This is a genomic window from Bacillus sp. FJAT-28004 (genome assembly GCF_001280845.1).
GTDB lineage: Bacteria > Bacillota > Bacilli > Paenibacillales > Paenibacillaceae > Pristimantibacillus.
Genome location: NZ_LGHP01000004.1, coordinates 317,668 through 338,147, shown reverse-complemented (window position 1 = coordinate 338,147; position 20,480 = coordinate 317,668). Strand labels below are relative to the sequence as shown.

19 protein-coding genes are annotated in these 20,480 nt (G+C 44.1%); all 19 read left to right on the top strand.

All coding sequences use genetic code 11. From position 1 onward, the window contains the following. Nucleotides 1-115 precede the first annotated feature (115 nt). The 19 genes from dpsA (at nt 116) to AC787_RS31480 (ending at nt 20,356) form a co-directional block, all read left to right on the top strand. The gene (gene dpsA / locus AC787_RS31570) at nt 116-1,015 is read left to right on the top strand and encodes a dipicolinate synthase subunit DpsA (RefSeq protein ID WP_054028936.1); all 900 of its coding nucleotides are present in this window, start codon (nt 116-118) and stop codon (nt 1,013-1,015) included. Further along, nucleotides 1,012-1,599, top strand: coding sequence for a dipicolinate synthase subunit B (locus tag AC787_RS31565; protein WP_054028935.1), 588 nt, complete (start codon nt 1,012-1,014; stop codon nt 1,597-1,599). The genes dpsA and AC787_RS31565 overlap by 4 nt, the downstream gene beginning before the upstream one ends. A gap of 30 nt (nt 1,600-1,629) precedes the next feature. Next, nucleotides 1,630-2,664, top strand: coding sequence for an aspartate-semialdehyde dehydrogenase (locus tag AC787_RS31560; protein ID WP_054028934.1), 1,035 nt, complete (start codon nt 1,630-1,632; stop codon nt 2,662-2,664). Nucleotides 2,665-2,724: 60 nt separating this feature from the next. Next, the gene (gene dapG, locus AC787_RS31555) at nt 2,725-3,939 is read left to right on the top strand and encodes an aspartate kinase (protein ID WP_054028933.1); all 1,215 of its coding nucleotides are present in this window, start codon (nt 2,725-2,727) and stop codon (nt 3,937-3,939) included. A gap of 27 nt (nt 3,940-3,966) precedes the next feature. Then, a complete protein-coding gene (dapA, locus tag AC787_RS31550) occupies nt 3,967-4,842 on the top strand; it encodes a 4-hydroxy-tetrahydrodipicolinate synthase (protein ID WP_054028932.1) in 876 nt (291 codons plus the stop codon). Between the two features lie 473 nt (nt 4,843-5,315). After that, nucleotides 5,316-6,995, top strand: a complete 1,680-nt coding sequence (locus AC787_RS31545; RefSeq protein WP_054028931.1) for a ribonuclease J — start codon at nt 5,316-5,318, stop codon at nt 6,993-6,995. Between the two features lie 278 nt (nt 6,996-7,273). Next, complete coding sequence (locus tag AC787_RS31540) at nt 7,274-8,002, top strand: ClpP family protease (RefSeq protein WP_054029063.1); 729 nt, start codon at nt 7,274-7,276, stop codon at nt 8,000-8,002. Continuing rightward, nucleotides 8,002-8,214: a YlzJ-like family protein gene (locus AC787_RS31535; RefSeq protein WP_054028930.1), complete on the top strand. Its 213-nt coding sequence runs from the start codon at nt 8,002-8,004 to the stop codon at nt 8,212-8,214. Before AC787_RS31540 ends, AC787_RS31535 begins: the two co-directional genes overlap by 1 nt. An 81-nt stretch (nt 8,215-8,295) precedes the next feature. After that, nucleotides 8,296-10,974, top strand: coding sequence for a DNA translocase FtsK (locus tag AC787_RS31530; RefSeq protein ID WP_054028929.1), 2,679 nt, complete (start codon nt 8,296-8,298; stop codon nt 10,972-10,974). Between the two features lie 118 nt (nt 10,975-11,092). Further along, nucleotides 11,093-11,860, top strand: coding sequence for a spore cortex-lytic enzyme (sleB, locus tag AC787_RS31525; protein WP_054028928.1), 768 nt, complete (start codon nt 11,093-11,095; stop codon nt 11,858-11,860). A 195-nt stretch (nt 11,861-12,055) separates the two neighbouring features. Beyond that, nucleotides 12,056-13,282: an EF-P 5-aminopentanol modification-associated protein YfmF gene (gene yfmF, locus AC787_RS31520; protein WP_082361400.1), complete on the top strand. Its 1,227-nt coding sequence runs from the start codon at nt 12,056-12,058 to the stop codon at nt 13,280-13,282. A gap of 3 nt (nt 13,283-13,285) precedes the next feature. Next, nucleotides 13,286-14,572, top strand: a complete 1,287-nt coding sequence (gene yfmH, locus AC787_RS31515) for an EF-P 5-aminopentanol modification-associated protein YfmH (RefSeq protein WP_054028927.1) — start codon at nt 13,286-13,288, stop codon at nt 14,570-14,572. Beyond that, nucleotides 14,569-15,315 (top strand): elongation factor P 5-aminopentanone reductase, encoded by a 747-nt coding sequence (gene ymfI, locus AC787_RS31510; protein ID WP_054028926.1) that lies wholly within the window; start codon nt 14,569-14,571, stop codon nt 15,313-15,315. The genes yfmH and ymfI overlap by 4 nt, the downstream gene beginning before the upstream one ends. A 108-nt stretch (nt 15,316-15,423) precedes the next feature. Continuing rightward, nucleotides 15,424-15,675: a DUF3243 domain-containing protein gene (locus tag AC787_RS31505; RefSeq protein ID WP_054028925.1), complete on the top strand. Its 252-nt coding sequence runs from the start codon at nt 15,424-15,426 to the stop codon at nt 15,673-15,675. Between the two features lie 189 nt (nt 15,676-15,864). After that, nucleotides 15,865-16,632: a DUF3388 domain-containing protein gene (locus AC787_RS31500; protein WP_200930801.1), complete on the top strand. Its 768-nt coding sequence runs from the start codon at nt 15,865-15,867 to the stop codon at nt 16,630-16,632. Between the two features lie 18 nt (nt 16,633-16,650). Further along, complete coding sequence (locus AC787_RS31495) at nt 16,651-17,619, top strand: helix-turn-helix domain-containing protein (protein ID WP_054028924.1); 969 nt, start codon at nt 16,651-16,653, stop codon at nt 17,617-17,619. Nucleotides 17,620-17,647: 28 nt separating this feature from the next. Continuing rightward, nucleotides 17,648-18,142: a YajQ family cyclic di-GMP-binding protein gene (locus AC787_RS31490; RefSeq protein ID WP_054028923.1), complete on the top strand. Its 495-nt coding sequence runs from the start codon at nt 17,648-17,650 to the stop codon at nt 18,140-18,142. Nucleotides 18,143-18,438: 296 nt separating this feature from the next. Further along, nucleotides 18,439-19,014: a CDP-diacylglycerol--glycerol-3-phosphate 3-phosphatidyltransferase gene (gene pgsA, locus AC787_RS31485; protein ID WP_054028922.1), complete on the top strand. Its 576-nt coding sequence runs from the start codon at nt 18,439-18,441 to the stop codon at nt 19,012-19,014. A gap of 91 nt (nt 19,015-19,105) precedes the next feature. Then, nucleotides 19,106-20,356, top strand: coding sequence for a competence/damage-inducible protein A (locus AC787_RS31480; RefSeq protein ID WP_054028921.1), 1,251 nt, complete (start codon nt 19,106-19,108; stop codon nt 20,354-20,356). The last annotated feature ends 124 nt before the right edge of the window (nt 20,357-20,480 follow it).

Below are 20,480 nucleotides of genomic sequence, written 5' to 3'. Positions count from 1 at the left end.
AAATGATAATCAAGAAGATCGGGCATATGCCCGATCTTTTTTTTTCTTTTTCACCCCGCTCTGGGCGCAAGCATAAGATGATCTAGAGCTATTAGCAAGAAAGGAGTGAAGCTTAATGCTAACAGGCGTTCAAGTGCTGCTGCTTGGTGGTGATGCTAGGCAGCTAGAGGTTATCCGCAAGCTGACTGAGCTTGATGCATCTGTCACAGTCTCGGGTTTTGACGGCTTGCATTCGTCACTTGATGGAGCAGTGCAGGCGGAGTTTGAGGAACAGCTTTTTGAATCCGTCGATGCGTTGTTATTGCCTGCAGTAGGCACTGATGATCAAGGTATTATCCAGAGTGTTTTCAGTGATCGACAAATGCAGCTGTCTGACAGCCATTTTGCAAAGCTGCCAAAACATTGCACGGTATATACGGGAATGGCAAAACCTTATTTGCGTCAGCTATGCGAGCAGCATTCACTATCGCTCATTGAGCTTTTTGACCGTGATGATGTTGCGATATACAATTCAATTCCGACAGCAGAAGGCGCATTAATGATGGCGATTCAAAATACGGATATTACCATTCATGGGTCTTCCTCAATGGTGCTTGGATTCGGTAGAACAGGTTTTACTATGGCGCGTACTCTTCAAGGTTTGGGGTCTAAAGTGAAGGTTGGTGTACGTCGTTCAGAGCATTTTGCAAGAGCGGCAGAGATGGGCTTTGAGCCTTTCTACATCAGTGGTTTATTGCAGCATGTAAGCAATATTGACTTGCTTTTTAATACAATTCCGACTATGATAGTCACAGCACAAATTATCGCTAATTTACCTTCGCGAGCCGTAATTATTGACCTCGCATCGAAGCCTGGCGGCACAGATTTCCGCTTCGCGGAGAAGCGCGGTATTAAAGCGTTGCTCGCACCCGGACTACCCGGAATCGTCGCACCGAAAACAGCTGGACGTATCATAGCGGATTGCTTATCTCAGTTGATTTTGGAAGATACGATTAAGCGGGGGAATGGGATATGAATTGGTCTGGAATTACTGTGGGTTATGCGTTGTCAGGCTCACACTGTACGTTTGCTGAAGTTATGCCAGAAATTAAGCGGTTCGTCGATGCGGGTGCCAATGTGGTGCCGATCGTTTCGAATACAATTATGACTACGGACACTAGATTCGGAAAGTCCGAGGATTGGCAATCACAGTTAAAAGCGATTACTGGAAATGAACTTATTTCTACCATTGTGCAGGCAGAGCCACTCGGGCCTTCTAAGCTGCTGGACGTTCTCGTCATAGCGCCTTGCACAGGAAATACGACTAGCCGGCTAGCAAATGCGATAACGGACAGTGCAGTACTTATGGCTGCTAAGGCGCAAATGCGCAATGGTCGTCCGCTAGTTCTTGCTATCTCAACAAATGATGGACTCGGTTTGAATGCTGCTAACATAGCGAAGCTATTAGTGGCTAAACATATTTATTTTGTACCGTTCGGCCAAGATAACCCCGTGCAGAAGCCTAATTCGCTTGTTGCCAGAATGGATTTAGTCTTGGAAGCATGCGAAGCTGCCCTCTCAGGCAAACAGCTGCAGCCTCTGCTTGTCGAACGGCATTAAGACACACGGTAAGAGGGGAGACGACAACAGATGTCGAATCAGAAATTGTTTAACGTTGCTGTAGTAGGAGCAACAGGCGCAGTAGGAGAACAAATACTAAAATTACTTGCATCCAGAAACTTCCCGATTCAAGAGCTTAAGCTATTATCGTCTGCTCGTTCAGCAGGAACAAAAATTACATTCAAAGATCAGGAATTTACGGTTGAAGAAGCAAAGCCGGAAAGTTTTAAAGGGATCGACATCGCTTTGTTCAGTGCAGGCGGCGATGTAACGAAAGCATTGGCTCCGCATGCAGTTGAACACGGTGCAGTATGTATTGATAATACAAATGCATACCGCATGGACGAAAACACACCGCTTGTCGTTCCTGAAGTTAATATCGAGAAGGTTAGCGAGCATAAGGGCATAATCGCTAATCCGAATTGCTCGACCATTCAAATGGTAGTAGCTCTTAAACCGCTACAAGACCGTTTTGGCATTTCACGTATTATCGTCTCCACATACCAAGCTGTTTCTGGAGCTGGAAATCTTGCTATTGACGAGATGCTTCGCCAAACTAAGGCTTCACTTAATGGGGAAGATGTAAACCCAGCTATACTTCCTGTAGGCTCATTGCCGGTGAAACATCAGATAGCTTTTAATGCAATCCCGCAAATTGATAAATTCCAAGACAATGGTTATACGCTCGAGGAAATGAAAATGGTTCGCGAAACGAAAAAAATTATGGGTGACGAGTCTATTCAGGTTACAGCTACATGTGTACGTATTCCTGTCGTTTACGGTCACTCGGAATCCCTATATGTTGAGCTCAAAAACGACTACGATTTGGAAGAGGTTAAGCAGCTGCTGGCAGATGCACCGGGCGTAACGCTCGTTGATGATCCTGCTAATCAGCAATACCCGCTTGCGACAGATGCTGCCGGTAAGCCGGATGTATTTGTTGGGCGCTTGAGACGCGATCTTGGGTCTGACCGCGGACTTAATATGTGGATCGTCTCCGATAACTTGCTCAAAGGAGCAGCATGGAATGCTGTTCAAATCGCAGAACATATCGCAAGAGGTTAATATATTAAGTAGAGGGTAACAGCTTGCTTCTTCCCTGGATCGATCATGGAGGATCATAATATGCGCATCCTGATTCAAAAATTCGGGGGCACCTCTCTTTCTACCGATCATGCCAGAGAACACGTAATTAGTCATATTACCAGAGAACGCAGTAATGGCTTTGCTGTAGTCGTAGTCGTATCTGCCATGGGCCGGAAGGGTGATCCTTACGCCACGGATACCTTGCTTCAGGTTATACGTGATAACGGTGACAGGCTGCCAGCGCGTGAGCGAGATATGCTGCTAGGCTGCGGAGAAATTATTTCCGCAGCCGCTTTATGCAGCTTACTCATTGCGAGCGGCATTTCTTCCGTTGTTCTAACCGGAGGACAGGCGGGCATGATTACTGACGAGCAGTATGGGCAAGCCCGAATCAAAGAGATTCGGCCTGATAAGGTGCTTCATCATTTACGTGCAGGAACAGTTGTTATCGTAACAGGTTTTCAAGGCAGTTCAGCATCAGGAGATACAACTACACTCGGCCGCGGAGGAAGCGATACTTCAGCTACAGCACTAGGTGCTGCGCTCCGTGCTGAAATGGTTGATATTTATACGGATGTAAACGGAATTTTAACGGCTGATCCTAGATTAGTCGAGGAGGCTAAACCTTTACTTGTCGTAAGCTATGCTGAGATTTGCAACATGGCAAGGCAAGGAGCAAAGGTGATTCATCCTCGCGCTGTTGAGATTGCTCAGCAGGCTCGTATACCTCTCAGGGTCCGTTCTACCTTCTCAAGTGAAACGGGTACATTAGTTACCGATTCTGCCGAATTAAAGGCAGAACTGGCGGTTAAGGATCGTCACGTTACAGGAATTGCCCATGCAGCTGGTATTACTCAAATATCAGTGAAAGCTATTGAAGGCCGTAATGATGTGCAGCTGCAGGTGTTCCAATCGATGGCCAAACATCATATTAGTGTTGATTTTATTAATGTAACGCCTAGCGGCGCAGTTTATACAGTATTTGATCATGATGCTAAACGTGCAGTTGATGTACTGAAGGAAGGCGGTTTCTCACCTTCAGCTATAAATGGCTGTGCTAAAGTATCCGTCATTGGCGGTGGTATGAATGGAGTTCCGGGCGTAATGGCGCGTATCGTGGAAGCGCTGACGGAACAAGGAATTTCCATCATGCAATCGGCAGATTCTAATACAACGATTTGGGTGCTCGTTCGAGAAGCGGATATGGTAGAGGCGCTTCGTTCTCTTCACGCAAAGTTCGAGCTTCATCGATAGAGAGCAACACTTTTGGGAGGAATTCAGATGGAATTTGGAAGACTAATTACCGCAATGGTAACCCCTTTTGATGCAGACGGTCATATTGATTGGCAGACGACAGGTCGATTGATTGATTATTTAATTGAGGAGCAGCAAAGCGATAGTCTTGTCGTTTCTGGCACTACTGGCGAATCGCCGACGCTGTCCGATGAAGAGAAGCTTGAACTATTCCGATTTGCAGTCAAGCATGCGAATGGTCGTTGCAAAATTATTGCTGGTACGGGCAGTAACAACACAGCTCATTCCATCCATCTGACAAAAGACGCGGAAGCGGCTGGCGTTGATGGCATCTTACTTGTCGCTCCATATTACAACCGTCCTAGTCAAGAAGGTCTATACCAGCATTTTAAGGCAATAGCGGAAGCTACGAATTTGCCTATTATTTTGTATAACGTGGAAGGTCGGACGGGTGTTAATATCTCTGTCGAAACGACACTTCGGTTGGCACAAATCGACAATGTTGTGGCAACTAAGGATTGTGCATCCACAGATCAATTAACCCAAATTATTAGCGGTGCTCCCGAAGGATTTAAAGTATATAGTGGAGACGACAGTGCTACACTTCCGGCTTTAGCTATTGGGGCTTATGGAATAATTAGTGTTGCAGCCCATGTCGTTGGTGCGCAAATGAAACAATTAATCGAAGCTTATGTGAATGGAAACGTTCAAGAAGCTGCTCGAATTAATGGTCAGTTGCATCCAATTTTCAGAGGGTTATTCTATTGTCCTCATCCTGTACCTAATCCTGTTGCGGTAAAATTCGCATTAGGCTTAAAAGGTTTTCCTGTAGGCGGGGTAAGACTTCCACTTGTTACTGTAACCGAGGCGGAAGCCGCATTCTTACGCAATTTACTGGTGTAAATACACGTTATCGTTGATTGCAGCCGGTGCATCCAGCATCGGTTTTATTTTTTTGGGAAGCATATTGCATAATAGCAATATCGTGTTTCACTTGTATTCCAGCTTTTTCTTCATGTATAATGATTTCAAGTGACTGGGTGCGGCAAATATTTGGAAATGAAATTAACGTCAGAGCGGCATCTGACGATAACAACGAATAGGTATAGGATGTTCGGCATTAAACACCTATGGATCCGTACAAAATAAATATTGCTTTTCCATATTACGACAATACTTACGAGGCCATTCTAGCTTCGCAATAATAATTAGATGCTTACGGAGCAGGTTGCTTCGAAATATTTAAGAAAATGCTTACAAAGCTATTTTGCTTCGTAAATTTAACCAAATGATTACGAAGCGAATTTCGCTTCGCAAAATTTAACAGATGATTACGAAGCGATTTTTGCTTCGCAAAATTTTAAGGAGGAAAACACTTGTCTAAGAAGAACAACCAGGATAAACTGCTCATTTTTGCACTAGGCGGAGTTGGCGAGATCGGGAAAAATATGTACGTCATCCAATATAACAATGACATCGTTGTAGTTGACTCAGGACTTAAGTTTCCAGAAGAAGATATGCTCGGAATCGACATTGTAATCCCAGACATCTCTTACTTAACAGAAAATCGCGACAAAGTTCGCGGAATTATTATTACGCATGGTCATGAGGATCATATTGGCGGATTGCCGTATGTACTGAAAAGCCTAAATGTGCCATTATATGCAACAAAACTAACACTCGGACTAATCGAAGGTAAATTGAAGGAAGCTGGCTTGCTTGGAGAAACGAAACGTATTCTTATCAATGCAGATAGCGAAATTCAATTAGGCACAATTCGTGCATCCTTCTTCAGAACGAACCACAGTATTCCAGATTCCGTCGGTGTCAGCTTGGATACACCAGAGGGTACTGTAGTTCATACAGGTGACTTCAAATTCGATCATACACCAGTAAATGAGCAATTTGCTGACTTGCAGCGTATCGCTGAAATTGGTAAACGTGGCGTTTTGGCACTATTGTCAGACAGCACGAACGCGGAACGTCCAGGATACACACCTTCAGAAGCACAAGTTGGCGACAATCTTGAGGATATTTTCCGCAAATCACTGCAACGCGTTGTTGTTGCAACTTTTGCTTCGAATGTTCATCGGATTCAACAAATCATTAATGCTGCTATCGCAACTAAACGCAAAATTGCGGTAGTTGGCCGCAGTATGGTTAACGTTGTTGGCATCGCTTCTGATCTGGGTTACTTGAATATTCCAGAAGGCATGATTATTGAGCCAGAGGAAGTAAATAAATTAGCTGCTGATCGTGTTGTTATTTTGTGTACAGGCAGTCAAGGCGAGCCAATGTCGGCTCTTACTCGCATGGCACGTTCGACACATCGCAAAGTTGATATTTTACCGGGAGATACCGTTATTATTGCGGCAACTCCAATCCCAGGCAATGAGAGATATGTTGGTCGTACCGTTGATGAATTATTCCGCCTTGGTGCAAATGTTATTTACGGTAATGGTTCCGTTTCAGGCGTTCACGTATCTGGTCACGGCAGCCAAGAAGAATTAAAACTTATGCTTAACTTGATTAAGCCAAAATACTTCATTCCTATCCACGGTGAATACCGGATGCTTCGTCAGCATGCGAAGTTAGGTGAAGCAATCGGAATTGAACGTGAGAACATCTTCGTTATTGATAATGGAGATACGGTCGAGTTCCAAAACGGCAATGGTCGCAAAGGCTCGAAAGTACAAGCTGGTAATGTGTTGATTGATGGTTTGGGCGTAGGTGATGTTGGTAACATCGTATTGCGTGACCGCAAGCTTTTATCGCAAGATGGCATTTTGGTCGTCGTTGTTACCTTAAGCAAGCAAGATGGAGCGATTTTGTCCGGTCCGGATATTATTTCTCGCGGTTTTGTTTATGTACGTGAATCCGAAGGCCTTCTTGATGAAGCAAATCGCATCGTGACTTCAACACTTACACGTTTGATGAATGATAAAGTAAATGAATGGGCATCACTTAAAACGAATGTGAAGGACGCTCTAGGACGTTTCTTGTACGAGCAAACTCGTCGTCGCCCAATGATTTTGCCAATCATTATGGAAGTTTAACAACTCAAATTTTCAATGAAGAGAATCGCTTGTCCATTCCGCAATTGCCGCGGCGGACACAAGCGATTCTTTTTTTAGAAATATAAGAAAGTTTATCATTTTTTCATACTTATCTTATATTTCACTATCTAAGCTGCTTTAGCGTCTAAAGGACGTCGAAGGCGTTTTTGCTTGGTTTGTCAGATCATGACTGAATTTTGTATAAATTCCTCGTCAGACCTCATACTATGACGAGCATTATCATAAGAGGGGGATTTTATATGACTGAGCAGACAAAAATGCAATTCACTTCGGAGCAGCCTGAACCAAATTCGGATAATAAAAAGATGAATGCTGTTGTCGAAACGATCCAGCAGCTTGGCCAAACAGCAACGCCAGCATTAACAGAATCAAATATTTTTTGTATGACCATCATTGGGCAAGTAGAAGGACATCTCGTCCTGCCTCCGCAAAATAAAACGACCAAGTATGAGCATCTTATTCCACAACTAATAGCAGCTGAACAAAATCATAAAATTGAAGGTGTGTTTATCGTTCTGAATACAGTAGGCGGCGATGTAGAAGCGGGACTCGCAATAGCTGAAATGATTTCATCACTCAGCAAGCCAACCGTAACGCTCGTGCTTGGCGGAGGACATTCCATAGGTGTGCCGATTGCCGTAGCTGGAGACATGTCATTTATCGCGGCAACAGCAACGATGACGATTCATCCAATTAGGTTAAACGGATTAGTAATCGGCGTACCTCAAACCTTTGAATACTTGGATAAAATGCAGGAGCGCGTCGTTCGTTTTGTAACATCACACTCGAACGTGACAGAAGAGACATTTAAAGAGCTCATGTTCAAGACAGGTGAGCTTACTCGTGATATTGGTACTACCGTTATTGGCTCTGATGCAGTTAAGCATGGTCTTATCGATGCCGTTGGCGGCTTGGGAGAGGCGTTAAAGGAATTAAATCGAAGAATAGAGGCATCCAAGATCGGAAAAGTTGAGGTGAACAGCTAATGACGCTTTATACGAATATGCCTCTTGAAGTTGTGTTGGAGGGCTTTAATGACGATATGGAACAATCGCATGAGGTATGGTCAAATGGCGTAAAGATGCAAGTCACGCCAATTGCACCGGGCATGGGTAAAATTATTCGATTATTAGATTGCAGTCTCGACGACTATTTGAATCCAAATTTAATGCCGGGTACGATTGTGAATTATAAATAATGAACAAACAAATGTTCGTGCAAATGTCTCATAGGAACATTTGCCCACCTATGGTATAATCTTTTACCAGAGGTGACGGATTTGGCAAAGAAAAAGAGACGAAAAAAATCAATTGGCACAAACTTAAAATACGAAGTATATGGCATTTTGCTCATAACGATTTCCATTATTGCTCTCTCTGGAGAGGCGGCTGTCGGGCGCTCGTTATCCAAGCTATTTGGGCTTGTGCTCGGCAAGTTTTATTTTGTGTTAGCTCTAATAGGTATTGTTATTGGACTAGCTGTAATGATTAAGCGCGCTTGGCCCAAAGGATGGACCAATAAACGCACCGGTTTGTTTATTATGGTGCTTGCATTTACGTTAATGAGTTCCATTTCTGAAATTGATCAAAAGCTGAATCCAACGGTTGACTTAACCGGTACGATGATTTTTAAGCAGTTAAGCAGTGATTTGCAATTATCTCTAATAAGCGTGCCTGCCGAAAATGATTTGCCGATTAGGGACAAAGAAATAAGCGGTGGATTTGTTGGCGCTATTCAATATTCATTATTTTTCTCTTTATTTGGTTATTACGGCGCGAAGCTCATTATGTTTGTCATGTTCGCGATTTCAATCATGCTTATGACGGGCAAGTCATATGTGGAATTAGGCAGATTGGTAACGACCCGTGGCAATCGTATGTTCAAATTGCTCGCAGCCAAATGGGAGAAGAGATCATCTCAGCGTGCAGCTGCGGCTGCTCATGCCAGTGCAAGTGTTGGGCAAGCTGATTTGGATGATGATGATGAAACCATTGACGATGATCATGAAAGCTATGTCGTTTCTCCGCCTAAAAAGAAGAGAAGATCCTTGTTTTTCTCTTGGAGACAGGATCATGAAGAAGACGATACCAGTCATTCCGACCAGGCGCAGGACGAATGGGTATTCGAACCTAGCGGAACGGATACGCTTGCAAGCGCTAAACCCGCCTGGCAAAATGATATCGAACCTCCTTGGGAGAAATCTGGCGCAGATTTACATACAGAAATAAGTCAAGATATACAGGAGCAGGACAGCACACTTCCATGGGAGAATGCTGGTTCTGGTGTAGTTATCGATCATGAGCCAATTGAACCAACTGATGTTGAAGAATGGAACCAAACCTATCCTGTTCAGGAACTGGCAGGCTCTGAGCAGCTTGCTGATTCTCTGGACGAGGATGACGATGAGAATGTAGAATTTTTGGAACCTGAAATAACGACAGCTGACGACATTCATTCATCAGAAGCGCTTGTTTACGAGGGGAATACGGAACATCCTGTTCCAAAACGTCCAATTGCAGAAGAAAACGTAACAAAACCGTACTTGCTTCCGCCTTTTTCATTGCTTACAAAACCAAATTTAATGAGTAAGAATGCAGATGCATCCGACATGTACGACTCCAGAAGAAAGCTGGAGGCAACACTTGAAAGCTTTGGCGTGCGTGCAAAAGTGCTGGATGTTGTTCGAGGTCCTGCTGTAACACGTTATGAAGTTCAGCCGGCTACGGGCGTTAAGGTCAGTCGTATTGTAGGACTTACAGATGATATCGCTCTTGCGCTAGCAGCTAAGGATATCCGGATGGAGGCTCCGATTCCAGGTAAATCGGCAATCGGGATAGAAGTGCCGAACATGGAGGTTTCCGTCGTAACGATGCGTGAGGTTATGGAGACCACTGCGTTTCAAAATGCCGCATCTAAGTTGTCTATTGCTTTTGGCCGCGACATTTCTGGTCAGACGATCGTTGGCAACTTAGCAAAAATGCCCCATTTGCTCGTAGCAGGAGCAACCGGTTCAGGGAAATCTGTCTGTATTAATGGCATTATTACGAGTATTTTGTATAAGGCTTCACCAGATGAAGTTAAATTTCTTATGATTGACCCGAAAATGGTTGAATTGAACGTATACAATGGTATTCCACATTTGCTGGCACCCGTGGTTACGAATCCAAAGCGCGCATCGCTTGCTTTAAAGAAAATTGTTGTTGAAATGGAAAGCCGTTACGAGCTTTTCTCTAAATCTGCAACTCGCAACATTGAAGGCTATAACAATTTAATGGCCGATAATCCAGCAGCAGTTCTCCCATACATCGTTGTTATTGTGGATGAGCTTGCCGATTTAATGATGGTTGCTGCAAATGATGTAGAGGATTCAATCGCAAGGCTTGCTCAAATGGCACGTGCCGCAGGTATCCATCTAATCATTGCGACGCAGCGTCCATCAGTCGATGTTATTACGGGCGTTATTAAAGCGAACATTCCGTCTCGTATTGCTTTTGGTGTATCATCTCAGGTCGACTCGCGGACTATTCTTGATATGGTTGGAGCAGAAAAGCTTCTTGGTCGCGGTGATATGCTTTTCTTGCCTGTAGGGATGTCGAAGCCGATAAGGGTTCAAGGGGCTTTTTTATCGGATCAGGAAGTCGAATCGTTAGTTAACTACGCACGCGGTCAAGCTGAAGCGCAGTATAAAGAGGATCTTGTACCGGAAGTTGAAGAGGAATCAACCGACGGCAATGAAATGCTGGACGAGCTTTATGATCAAGCCGTTCAAGTTATTTTGGAAGCGAAGCAGGCATCGGTTTCCTTGCTGCAGCGTCGAATGAGAATCGGCTATACTAGAGCGGCAAGACTAATCGACCAAATGGAGGCACGCTCTATTGTTGGTCCTTATGAAGGAAGCAAGCCGCGGGAAGTACTTATTACAATGGATCAATTTCAAGCTGGCAGAGCTAGTTCGTAATTTCCGATGTTTGCAGAAAACGGAATGAAGTGCATAGAAGTGGGATCAACTTCTCATACTAAAGTTAGGTAACGCTACCTTAAGCGAACTAACTTGCAAGAGAAAGGCAGATCCCATCATGAGAAATCGTTTGATTTTGGTGACCTCGATTATCGTGCTGTTGTTGTTCGGTTCCTTTTCGTTACTGAGCGGAAAGCATGACGGAGTAAAGGAAACGTTCAGCAACGCCACCTTAACGGTAGGTTCAACTGGACAGGACGTAAAAGAACTGCAAGGACGGCTAAAGCATCTTGGTTATTTCAAAGGTGACATAGACGGGAAATTCGGAACGGCGACAAAAAATGCGGTTACTTGGTTTCAATGGAAGTTTGGACTTAAATCCGACGGTGTTGTTGGTTCCAAAACAAAACTCAAGCTTTGGGAAGCTACAAAAAAGTGGACGCCGACAGCAGCAGCTCCATCAGGCGGTAAAGAAAATGCAACTTCTTCAGGCGACAAGACAACCATTGGAGGTTCCAATCGATTAGGCTTGTCAGAAAATGACATACAGATCATGGCTAATGCTGTATATGGTGAAGCGCGCGGTGAGCCGTACGAAGGCCAAATTGCGGTTGCAGCGGTTATCATTAACCGTATGAAATCTCAAAGCTTTCCGAACACGATTTATGGTGTTATCTTTCAACCTGGAGCCTTCACCGCTGTTGCTGACGGTCAAATATGGTTAACTCCCAACGCCAAAGCACGCGAGGCGGTTATGGATGCGATTAATGGTCAAGATCCTTCTGGCGGTTGTCTCTACTATTTCAATCCAGAAACAGCGACGTCAAAATGGATTTGGACAAGAACGCAAATTAAAACGATCGGCAAGCATATATTCTGTATGTAACTATAAGACATTCTCGAAAGGAAGCAGCCGTTACTGCCTTGTGCAGCAGTGGTTGCTTCTTCCATTTCCTATAGGTTAGAATGGTATAGTGATTTGTTTAATGGAATAGATTTACTCTATAACGCTAAGGTGAAAGGAGCAAACCGAGTGTCCATATTTGAAAGAGGGCAGCTGCAGCGCATACGTCTGCATGTGATGCCCACAAAACGATTCAAAACGTTTGCCATTTCTTTATTTGCGGGACTTTCACTTGAAGAAGCAACAGTAACACCGGTTGCTCTTATTCCGTTTGTACTGAGAAGAGGTACGGCGAATTTACCAGAGACTATTACTTTCCGTGAGAAGCTTGACGATTTATATGGAGCAGGCTTTGGGTTCGATGTATATAAAAGAGGCGATTCGCAGATCGTTCAATTTCGAATGGATGTTATTAATGATGAATTTGTTTCATCCAATACTTCACTTCTCGCAGAATCGCTGCAATTTCTGGGTGATGTCATAACGGATCCGCTCATAGATCAGAACGGTTTCCATCAAAAGTACGTCGATGCAGAAAAAACAACGCTCAAAAAACGATTAGAGGCAATCGTAAATGATAAAATACGATATGCTGCTGAACGCTGCTTAGAAGAAATGTGCGCGGATGAGCCTTATCGTCTGCATCCATTAGGCAAGCTTGCCGAAATCGATGCCATTACTTCTACTTCATTGTATGAGTCCTATCTGCAATGGCTGGATAACGCTGCGCTCGATTTGTATGTCGTTGGAGATACGACGCTTGAGGAAGTGACGAAGCTCGTTGCAAACGCCTTTAAGCAGAAGGATGGTTCGCCGTCGGCATATTCTACACCAAACGTTCATCACCCTGTTAAGGAAGTGAAACAGGTAACGGAGCGGATGGAAGTTAGTCAAGGCAAGCTTAATTTAGGACTTCGTACTGGAGTTGGGTATGTCGATGACGCTTATCCTGCCGCATTAATGTACAACGGTATTTTGGGAGGATATCCTCATTCGAAGCTTTTCTTGAACGTACGTGAGAAAGAAAGTTTGGCTTATTATGCTGCGTCACGTCTTGATGGACATAAAGGGTTATGCACGATTCAATCGGGAATTGAGTTTGCTAACTACGAACGAGCGGTTGTCATCATTAAGGAACAGCTTGAAAGTATGCGTCAAGGAAATCTCTCGGAGCTCGAGCTGAATCAAACCAAAGCGATGATTTCCAATCATCTTCGTGAGCTTCAAGATTCTGCGTATGAGATGATCGCTTATGATTTTAACGGCGTTCTCACTGGTAAGGATCGAAGTGCAGAACAGCTGCTTGAGCAGGTTCAAGCGGTAACTGCTGAGGATATCGTTAAGGTTGCAGAGCAAGTACAGCTAGATACGATTTACTTTTTGCGCGATCGAAAGGAGGCATAAAAGGTGCAGACCCTTAACTATCCAAACGTACAGGAAACCTTGTATCGTGAAGTGCTTGATAATGGGCTTGAAGTTATCGTGCTTCCGAAGGAAGGCTTTCATAAAACCTACGCGACGTTTTCTACGAAATACGGCTCAGTTGATAACCGTTTTTCAGTTGGAAATCAACCACCAGTAAAGGTGCCGGACGGTATTGCACATTTCTTGGAGCATAAAATGTTTGAAGAGCCAACAGGCGACATTTTTGCAGTATTTGCCTCTCAAGGAGCATCCGCTAACGCGTTTACGAGCTTTGACAGAACGGTATACTTGTTTTCGGCAACGGAGCAAATTAACGCAAACTTAGAGACGCTAATCAATTTTGTTCAAAACCCTTATTTTACGGATACAAATGTTGAGAAGGAAAAAGGGATCATTGAGCAAGAAATCAATATGTATCGCGACAATCCGGACTGGAGAGTTTATTTTGGCTTGATTGATGCGCTTTATCATGAGCATCCTGTTCATATTGATATCGCTGGCACAGTCGAATCCATTAGACAAATCGATAAGGAAACCCTTTATCGCTGCTATGAAACGTTCTATCACCCATCGAATATGTTGTTGTTCGTTGTTGGCGGTGTAAAGGCAGAGGAAGTATTCCAGCTTGTTCGCGACAATCAAAATAGCAAATCGTTTAAACCTCAAGGAGCGATTGAGCGTTATTTCGAGACTGAGCCGGAAAGCGTGAAAATTACGCGAAAAGTAACGGAGCTGCCCGTATCATTGCCTAAATGCATGCTGGGATTCAAAGAAAAGAAGACCGGTCTCACAGGTGAAGCGCTCCTTCGTCAAGAAGTAACGACAAAGTTGATGCTGGACGCTTTGATTGGACCAAGCTCCAAGCTTTATCAGCAGCTATATGAGAATGATCTGATCTCTGATTCCTTTGGAAGCGAGTATAATTCGAGTACTGGTTATGCTTTCTCAGTTATCGGCGGCGATACGCCAAATCCGGATGAGCTTATTAAGCAAATACGCACAGCTGTGGAAGGCATTTTAGAAAGCGGCATAGAACCTACAGCTTTTGAGAGATCCAAACGCAAAAAAATCGGTGGATATTTACGCATGCTCAACTCCCCAGAAGCCATTGCCGGTGAATTTACCAGATATCGGTTCCGTGACAGCGATATGTTCGACGTCCTTGATTTTTATGAGAAGTGTACGCTTGAACAAGTAAATGAACGGCTTCGTGAGCATTTTGATTTCGATCAGCTTGCAATATCGATTGTAGAACAACCTTCGAAATGAAGACGCTCCAACAAATGACGGTTCTTATTACGGGGGGAAGCCGCGGTATCGGGGCAGCTATAGCTAAACGATTTGCTGCGGAAGGCGTTAATATCGTCATTCATTATTTACAGTCTCATGAAACGGCAAATGAAACAGCTCGGACGTGTATGGCTCTTGGCGCGAATGTACTAACGATATCTGCTGATCTGCGTTCAAAGGAGCAGTTGGAGCGTATGCGGGAGAAGCTGGAGAGCCATAACATGCTTCCGGATATTTTGGTTAACAATGGCGGTATATCTCATTACGGTATGCTAATGGATGTGACGGAGGAAGAATGGGATGATGTGATGGCAGTCAACCTAAAGGGAATGTTCCTATGCTCACAGCTATTTATGCCGAATATGATTGCGCAGCGCTACGGTCGAATCATTAATGTTTCATCTATTTGGGGGATGTCGGGTGCTTCATGCGAAGTTTTGTATTCGACCACCAAGGGTGGCATGAACGCCTTTACTAAGGCGCTGGCTAAGGAGCTGGCGCCGACAGGCGTTACTGTCAACGCGGTTGCACCAGGTGCAGTTGAGACCGAAATGATGGATGGGTTTGATGCGGAGGAGAAGGCCGCTATCCAACAGGAAATTCCAGTTGGACGTTTCGGCTCCACTGATGAAATCGCATCGCTGGTATATTTTCTTGCATTACCGGAATCATCGTATATTACGGGTCAAGTTATTAGTCCAAATGGCGGATGGCATACGTAATTGAAGACTGCTGATTCTCTGGACAAGCTTGTTGCATAATTAGAGCGGTGTTTACGCATGATATGACTGTTGGTGATTCTTTTCTATACCTTTAGGAGGCGAAGAAACATGTCAACCGTACTTTCTAATTTTGCAACATGGAAGCATTTTTTGGCAGACCGTGTATCGCAAGCCAAAAAGATTGGCATGACGGAAGAAACGATTTCAAGCTTAGCTTACGAAATCGGCACCTTTCTCGAGGAGAAGGTCGATCCGAAAAATGAGGAACAACGTGTATTGAAGGAGCTATGGGACGCAGGCGATGAAGCAGAACGCAAAACACTTGCTTGCTTGATGGTCAAGCTCGTCCAACAATCGTAGCAGCAATCGTACGCAGTCGTCATCTTCCTTAACAGAAGCAGAAGCAGAAAAGCCTCCTACAGGAGGCTTTTCTGCAATGTTTCTTTTTGGGTTGCAGGATTGTGACGAAACTTGTAGAATTATGTTTCATGATGTATATTTTCTTCACTTACATACTTCTACAAGAACAGGTTTAGGACGGTGACAACATTGGAATCGAAACAATGGTACATGGAATACAAAATACATAAAAACCGACCAGGACTACTCGGAGATATCGCCTCTTTGCTTGGTATGCTAGAGGTTAATATTATGACAATCAATGGTGTGGAAGATAGAACAAGGGGCATGCTACTTCAAACCGACGACGATGAGAAGATTGAATTGCTTGGCAAAATGCTTCAAAAAGTAGATAATATTACTGTAAACAAACTGAGAACGCCTACAATTGTAGATATTTTAGCGGTTCGTCATGGACGCTACATCGAGCGTGATTCTGATGATCGCAAGACGTTCCGTTTTACACGTGATGAGCTTGGCATTTTGGTCGATTTTTTGGGTGAAGTGTTTAAGCGTGACGGTAATCAGGTTATAGGAGTAAGAGGGATGCCGCGAGTTGGGAAGACGGAATCCATCATTGCGGGCAGCGTATGCTCGAACAAGCGATGGTCCTTTGTATCCTCCACCCTATTGCGCCAAACGGTTAGAAGTCAAATGTCCGAAGACGAAATGCAGCCAAATACTATTTTTATTATCGATGGTATCGTCAGCACAATTCGTTCAAATGAAAGGCACTACAGTTTATTGCAAGAAATTATGGCTATGCCATCGACTAAAGTGATTGAGCATCCGGACATCTTTATTAAGGAATCCAATTACGATTATAGCCATTTTGATATCATTGTTGAATTACGCAATAACCCAGATGAAGAAATTTCATACGAGACTTTCACAACTAACTATACTGACGATTTCTAATCGGAAGGAGGCCGTCTCATGTCTGACTTAGGAGAATTGCTTCGCAAGGCGAGAGACCAACGAGGATTAACGCTTGACGATATTCAAGAAACGACAAAAATTAGAAAACGGTATTTGGAAGCGATTGAGAGTGGAGACCACACGGTTTTACCCGGTCCTTTTTATGTACGAGCATTTGTGAAAAATTACTCAGAAGCTGTTGGACTTGATCCGGACGAAGTGCTTCGTTTGTATCAGCATGAGGTGCCTGCAGCGCCGGTAGAGCAAATAGCTGATCCGATCGTCGTAAGATCGCCACGGCGTGTTCAATCACAGTCGTCAGAAAGACTTGGGAAAATCGGCTTTAATGTGATGATGTGGTCGTTTCTTATTTTGATTGTTGTTGTCATTTGGGTATATGTAATTAATAAAGACCCTGATGGGGCTAAACATGCCGACAATAATACGGATATCACGGATGTTTCCCAGCCTCCAGCTACAAACAATGATGGAACCGCAGTTGGAAATGAAAATACGCCAACCGACGTTCCTGTTTCCCCTACGCCAACACAAGCACCTACTACTGTTACTTTCGGCAGTAAAGTAGGTAAAGCGGATCAATATGAAATTGGACCTAAAGGCGTTGCTCACAAGGTGGAAGTTAAAATAAGCGGCGGCAGAAGTTGGTTAGAGGTACGTTCAGACAGCAATAAGGGCGAGAAGCTGTACTCAGCGAATGCTGAGGATGGAAGTGTCGAAACATTTGATCTCACGGGTCCGCTTTATATTAATGTAGGCAGATCTGATTTAACGGAGATTACAGTCGATGGCGTTATCGTTCCAGACGGCGACAGAGCAGGTTCCAAGAAACTGCTGCTTCATCCTGTAGTTGATGAAAATTCTACAACGGATGGAAGCACTGGTACTGGTTCTGAATCTGGTACTAACACAGGTACAGGTACTAACACAAGTACAGGAAATGAAACAGATCAAACGAAAACGGAATAATGATTACCGTAACAAAGGAGAGATTTAATTGGCTTCAGAAAATGCTTTTGATATTGTATCCAAGGTGGATATGCAGGAATTAGCGAATGCAATTAAGCAAGCGGAGCGGGAAATTGAAACACGCTTTGATTTTAAAGGCAGCAAGAGCTCTATCGCGCTTGATAAGGAAGATCTTGTTGTCGCGTCTGAGGATGAGTATAAGCTGAAAAACGTGCTAGACATTCTTTTGTCCAAAATGGTAAAGCGCGGGGTTCCCATTAAAAATATGGATTACGGTAAGATCGAGGGCGCGTCCGGCAATACTGTCCGCCAACGGATTAAGCTAAGACAGGGCATTGAGCAGGATGTTTCCAAAAAAATTAATATTCTAATACGTGATTCAAAGCTGAAGGTAAAGAGCTTGATACAAGGCGATCAACTACGTGTTTCCGGGAAAAGCCTAGATGATTTGCAAGCAGTGATGAAGCTGCTTAGGGAAGCGGATTTGCCTGTTGAGCTTCAATTTACCAATTATCGTTCGTAATAAAAAGGCTTCGTTTCATCGAAATTCGAGAAACGGGGCTTTTCGTTTTGGTAAAGCCATAGATGCAAAATGAGGCTTTAGCCGCTTTTGACACGTGTAATGGCATGTATTATACTTGTTTATACAGCTTTACAGATAGATCTGGGGGATACATAGATGAGAGAGAATACACATGCGGTCACTCAAAGTTGCTTAACAAATGTTTCGCAGCTGGGACAAAAATCTGATTTTTCTTACAAACAAAGGGTTCGCGTAACGCACACCTATGAGTTAGATCGATCTGAGGAGGGAATTGCGTGAATCTGGCGAACCGCATTACACTAGCCAGAATATTTTTGGTGCCGGTAATTATGTTTTTTCTGCTTATTAAAGTGGATTTGGGGTCGTTCAGCATTTCAGACTTCTCCATCACATACAATCAAATTACAGCGGCACTCATTTTTATTGTGGCGGCAAGCACAGACGGTCTAGACGGTTATATTGCTCGGAAAAACAAAATTGTAACAAACCTTGGCAAGCTGCTCGACCCTTTGGCGGACAAGCTTCTCGTTGCAGCAGTTCTAATTTCACTTGTTGAAATGGACAAACTGAACGCGCTGATTGCGATCGTTATCATTAGCAGAGAGTTTGCTGTTACTGGTCTTCGTCAAATCGCACTGTTAGAAGGCTCCGTTATGGCTGCGAGTACTTGGGGGAAATGGAAGACAGCGATCCAAATTACGATGATTATCGCTCTTCTCATTAATAACTTCCCATTCAATTTCATTGATTTTCCATTCGATGTGATCGCAAGCTGGGTAGCTGCTGCTATTACGGTATATTCAGGCATTGATTATTTTTTGAAGAACAAACATCTGATTCCGGTAGAATAATGTTAAAGCATCTTTCCGTCAAAAGGGGAGATGCTTTTGCTTATATGCTTATAATCACTCATACATCTGAATATGAAGGAGAACTTGAATAATGAAAGCAGAAATCATTGCGGTCGGCACAGAGCTGCTGCTCGGACAAATTGTAAATACGAATGCACAATATTTGTCGCAGAAGCTTGCAGAATTAGGTGTAGACGTCTACTTTCAGACTGTCGTAGGGGACAACTCCGCTCGCCTTAAGCAAGCAATCGAGATTGGAAGAAGCCGTGCGGATTTGCTTGTTTTTACTGGTGGACTTGGTCCGACACAAGATGATCTTACAAAAGATGTATTAGCTGATTATTTGAAACGCGATTTGACTATTCATGAGCCATCAATGGCGGCAATTGAGCAAATGTTCAGCTCGCGAGGCATTCATATGGTGGAGAGCAATCGTCGTCAGGCATTGATGATCGAAGGTGGAGTACCTCTTGAAAATACAACGGGCTTAGCTGTTGGCAATGGCTTGTCCGTAGACGGTACACTTTATTTGCTGCTGCCGGGACCGCCGCGCGAAATGAAGCCGATGATGGACAATGCCGGCCAGCAGTGGCTGCGTTCTATGCTAGGGGAGGCCAAGCCGCTTTATTCCCGAATATTAAAGTTTGCTGGAATTGGGGAATCCAACCTTGAAGCTAAGCTGCTGGACCTTATTGACGGGCAGCTTGACCCAACCATCGCCCCGTATGCGAAGGAAGGCGAGGTATCGATACGCGTATCCACCAAAGCGAGCTCTTTAATTGAAGCGGATCAAAAAATCGATAAAAGCGTCCAGAAGATCAAGGAGCGAGTCGGCGAATATTTGTATGCAGAGCAGGATATTCCCCTTGAGGAGGAAGTTGTGCACCTGCTAAGAGCCTCAAGACGAAAGCTGGCGAGCGCGGAAAGCTGCAGTGGGGGTTTGTTTGCCGAGCTTATTACAAACGTTCCTGGGAGCAGTGGAGAGTTTGTAGGAGGGGTTGTCACCTACACCAATATAATGAAGCATCATTTGCTCAGCATTCCGATGACTCAGCTTGAAGGAGAAGGGGCACCAGGAGCTATTAGTGATTCGACTGCCGCTTTAATGGCAGAGCGCGTTCGAGAGCTCGCGGATGCAGATTTTGGCGTCTCTCTGACAGGTGTTGCCGGACCAGCAGAATCCGAAGGCAAGCCAGTAGGGCTTGTATACGTAGGGATTGCTGAACGAGGTAAACCAACTGTCGTTCATACACTTAATTTGAGCGGCGGTAGAGGCATGATAAGGCTGCGAGCAGTGAAGTCTGCTTTTTATCGCCTGTGGCTGGCGCTGCAAGCACAATAATTCAGCTGGCAAGGAGTAGCGAATGCCAGCTTGGAATATGGCTGATTGATATAAATAATGTTTGTCAATTGTCTATCAGACCGTTATAATGGAGGATAGTTATCGGAAGAACCGTGGCGAAGAA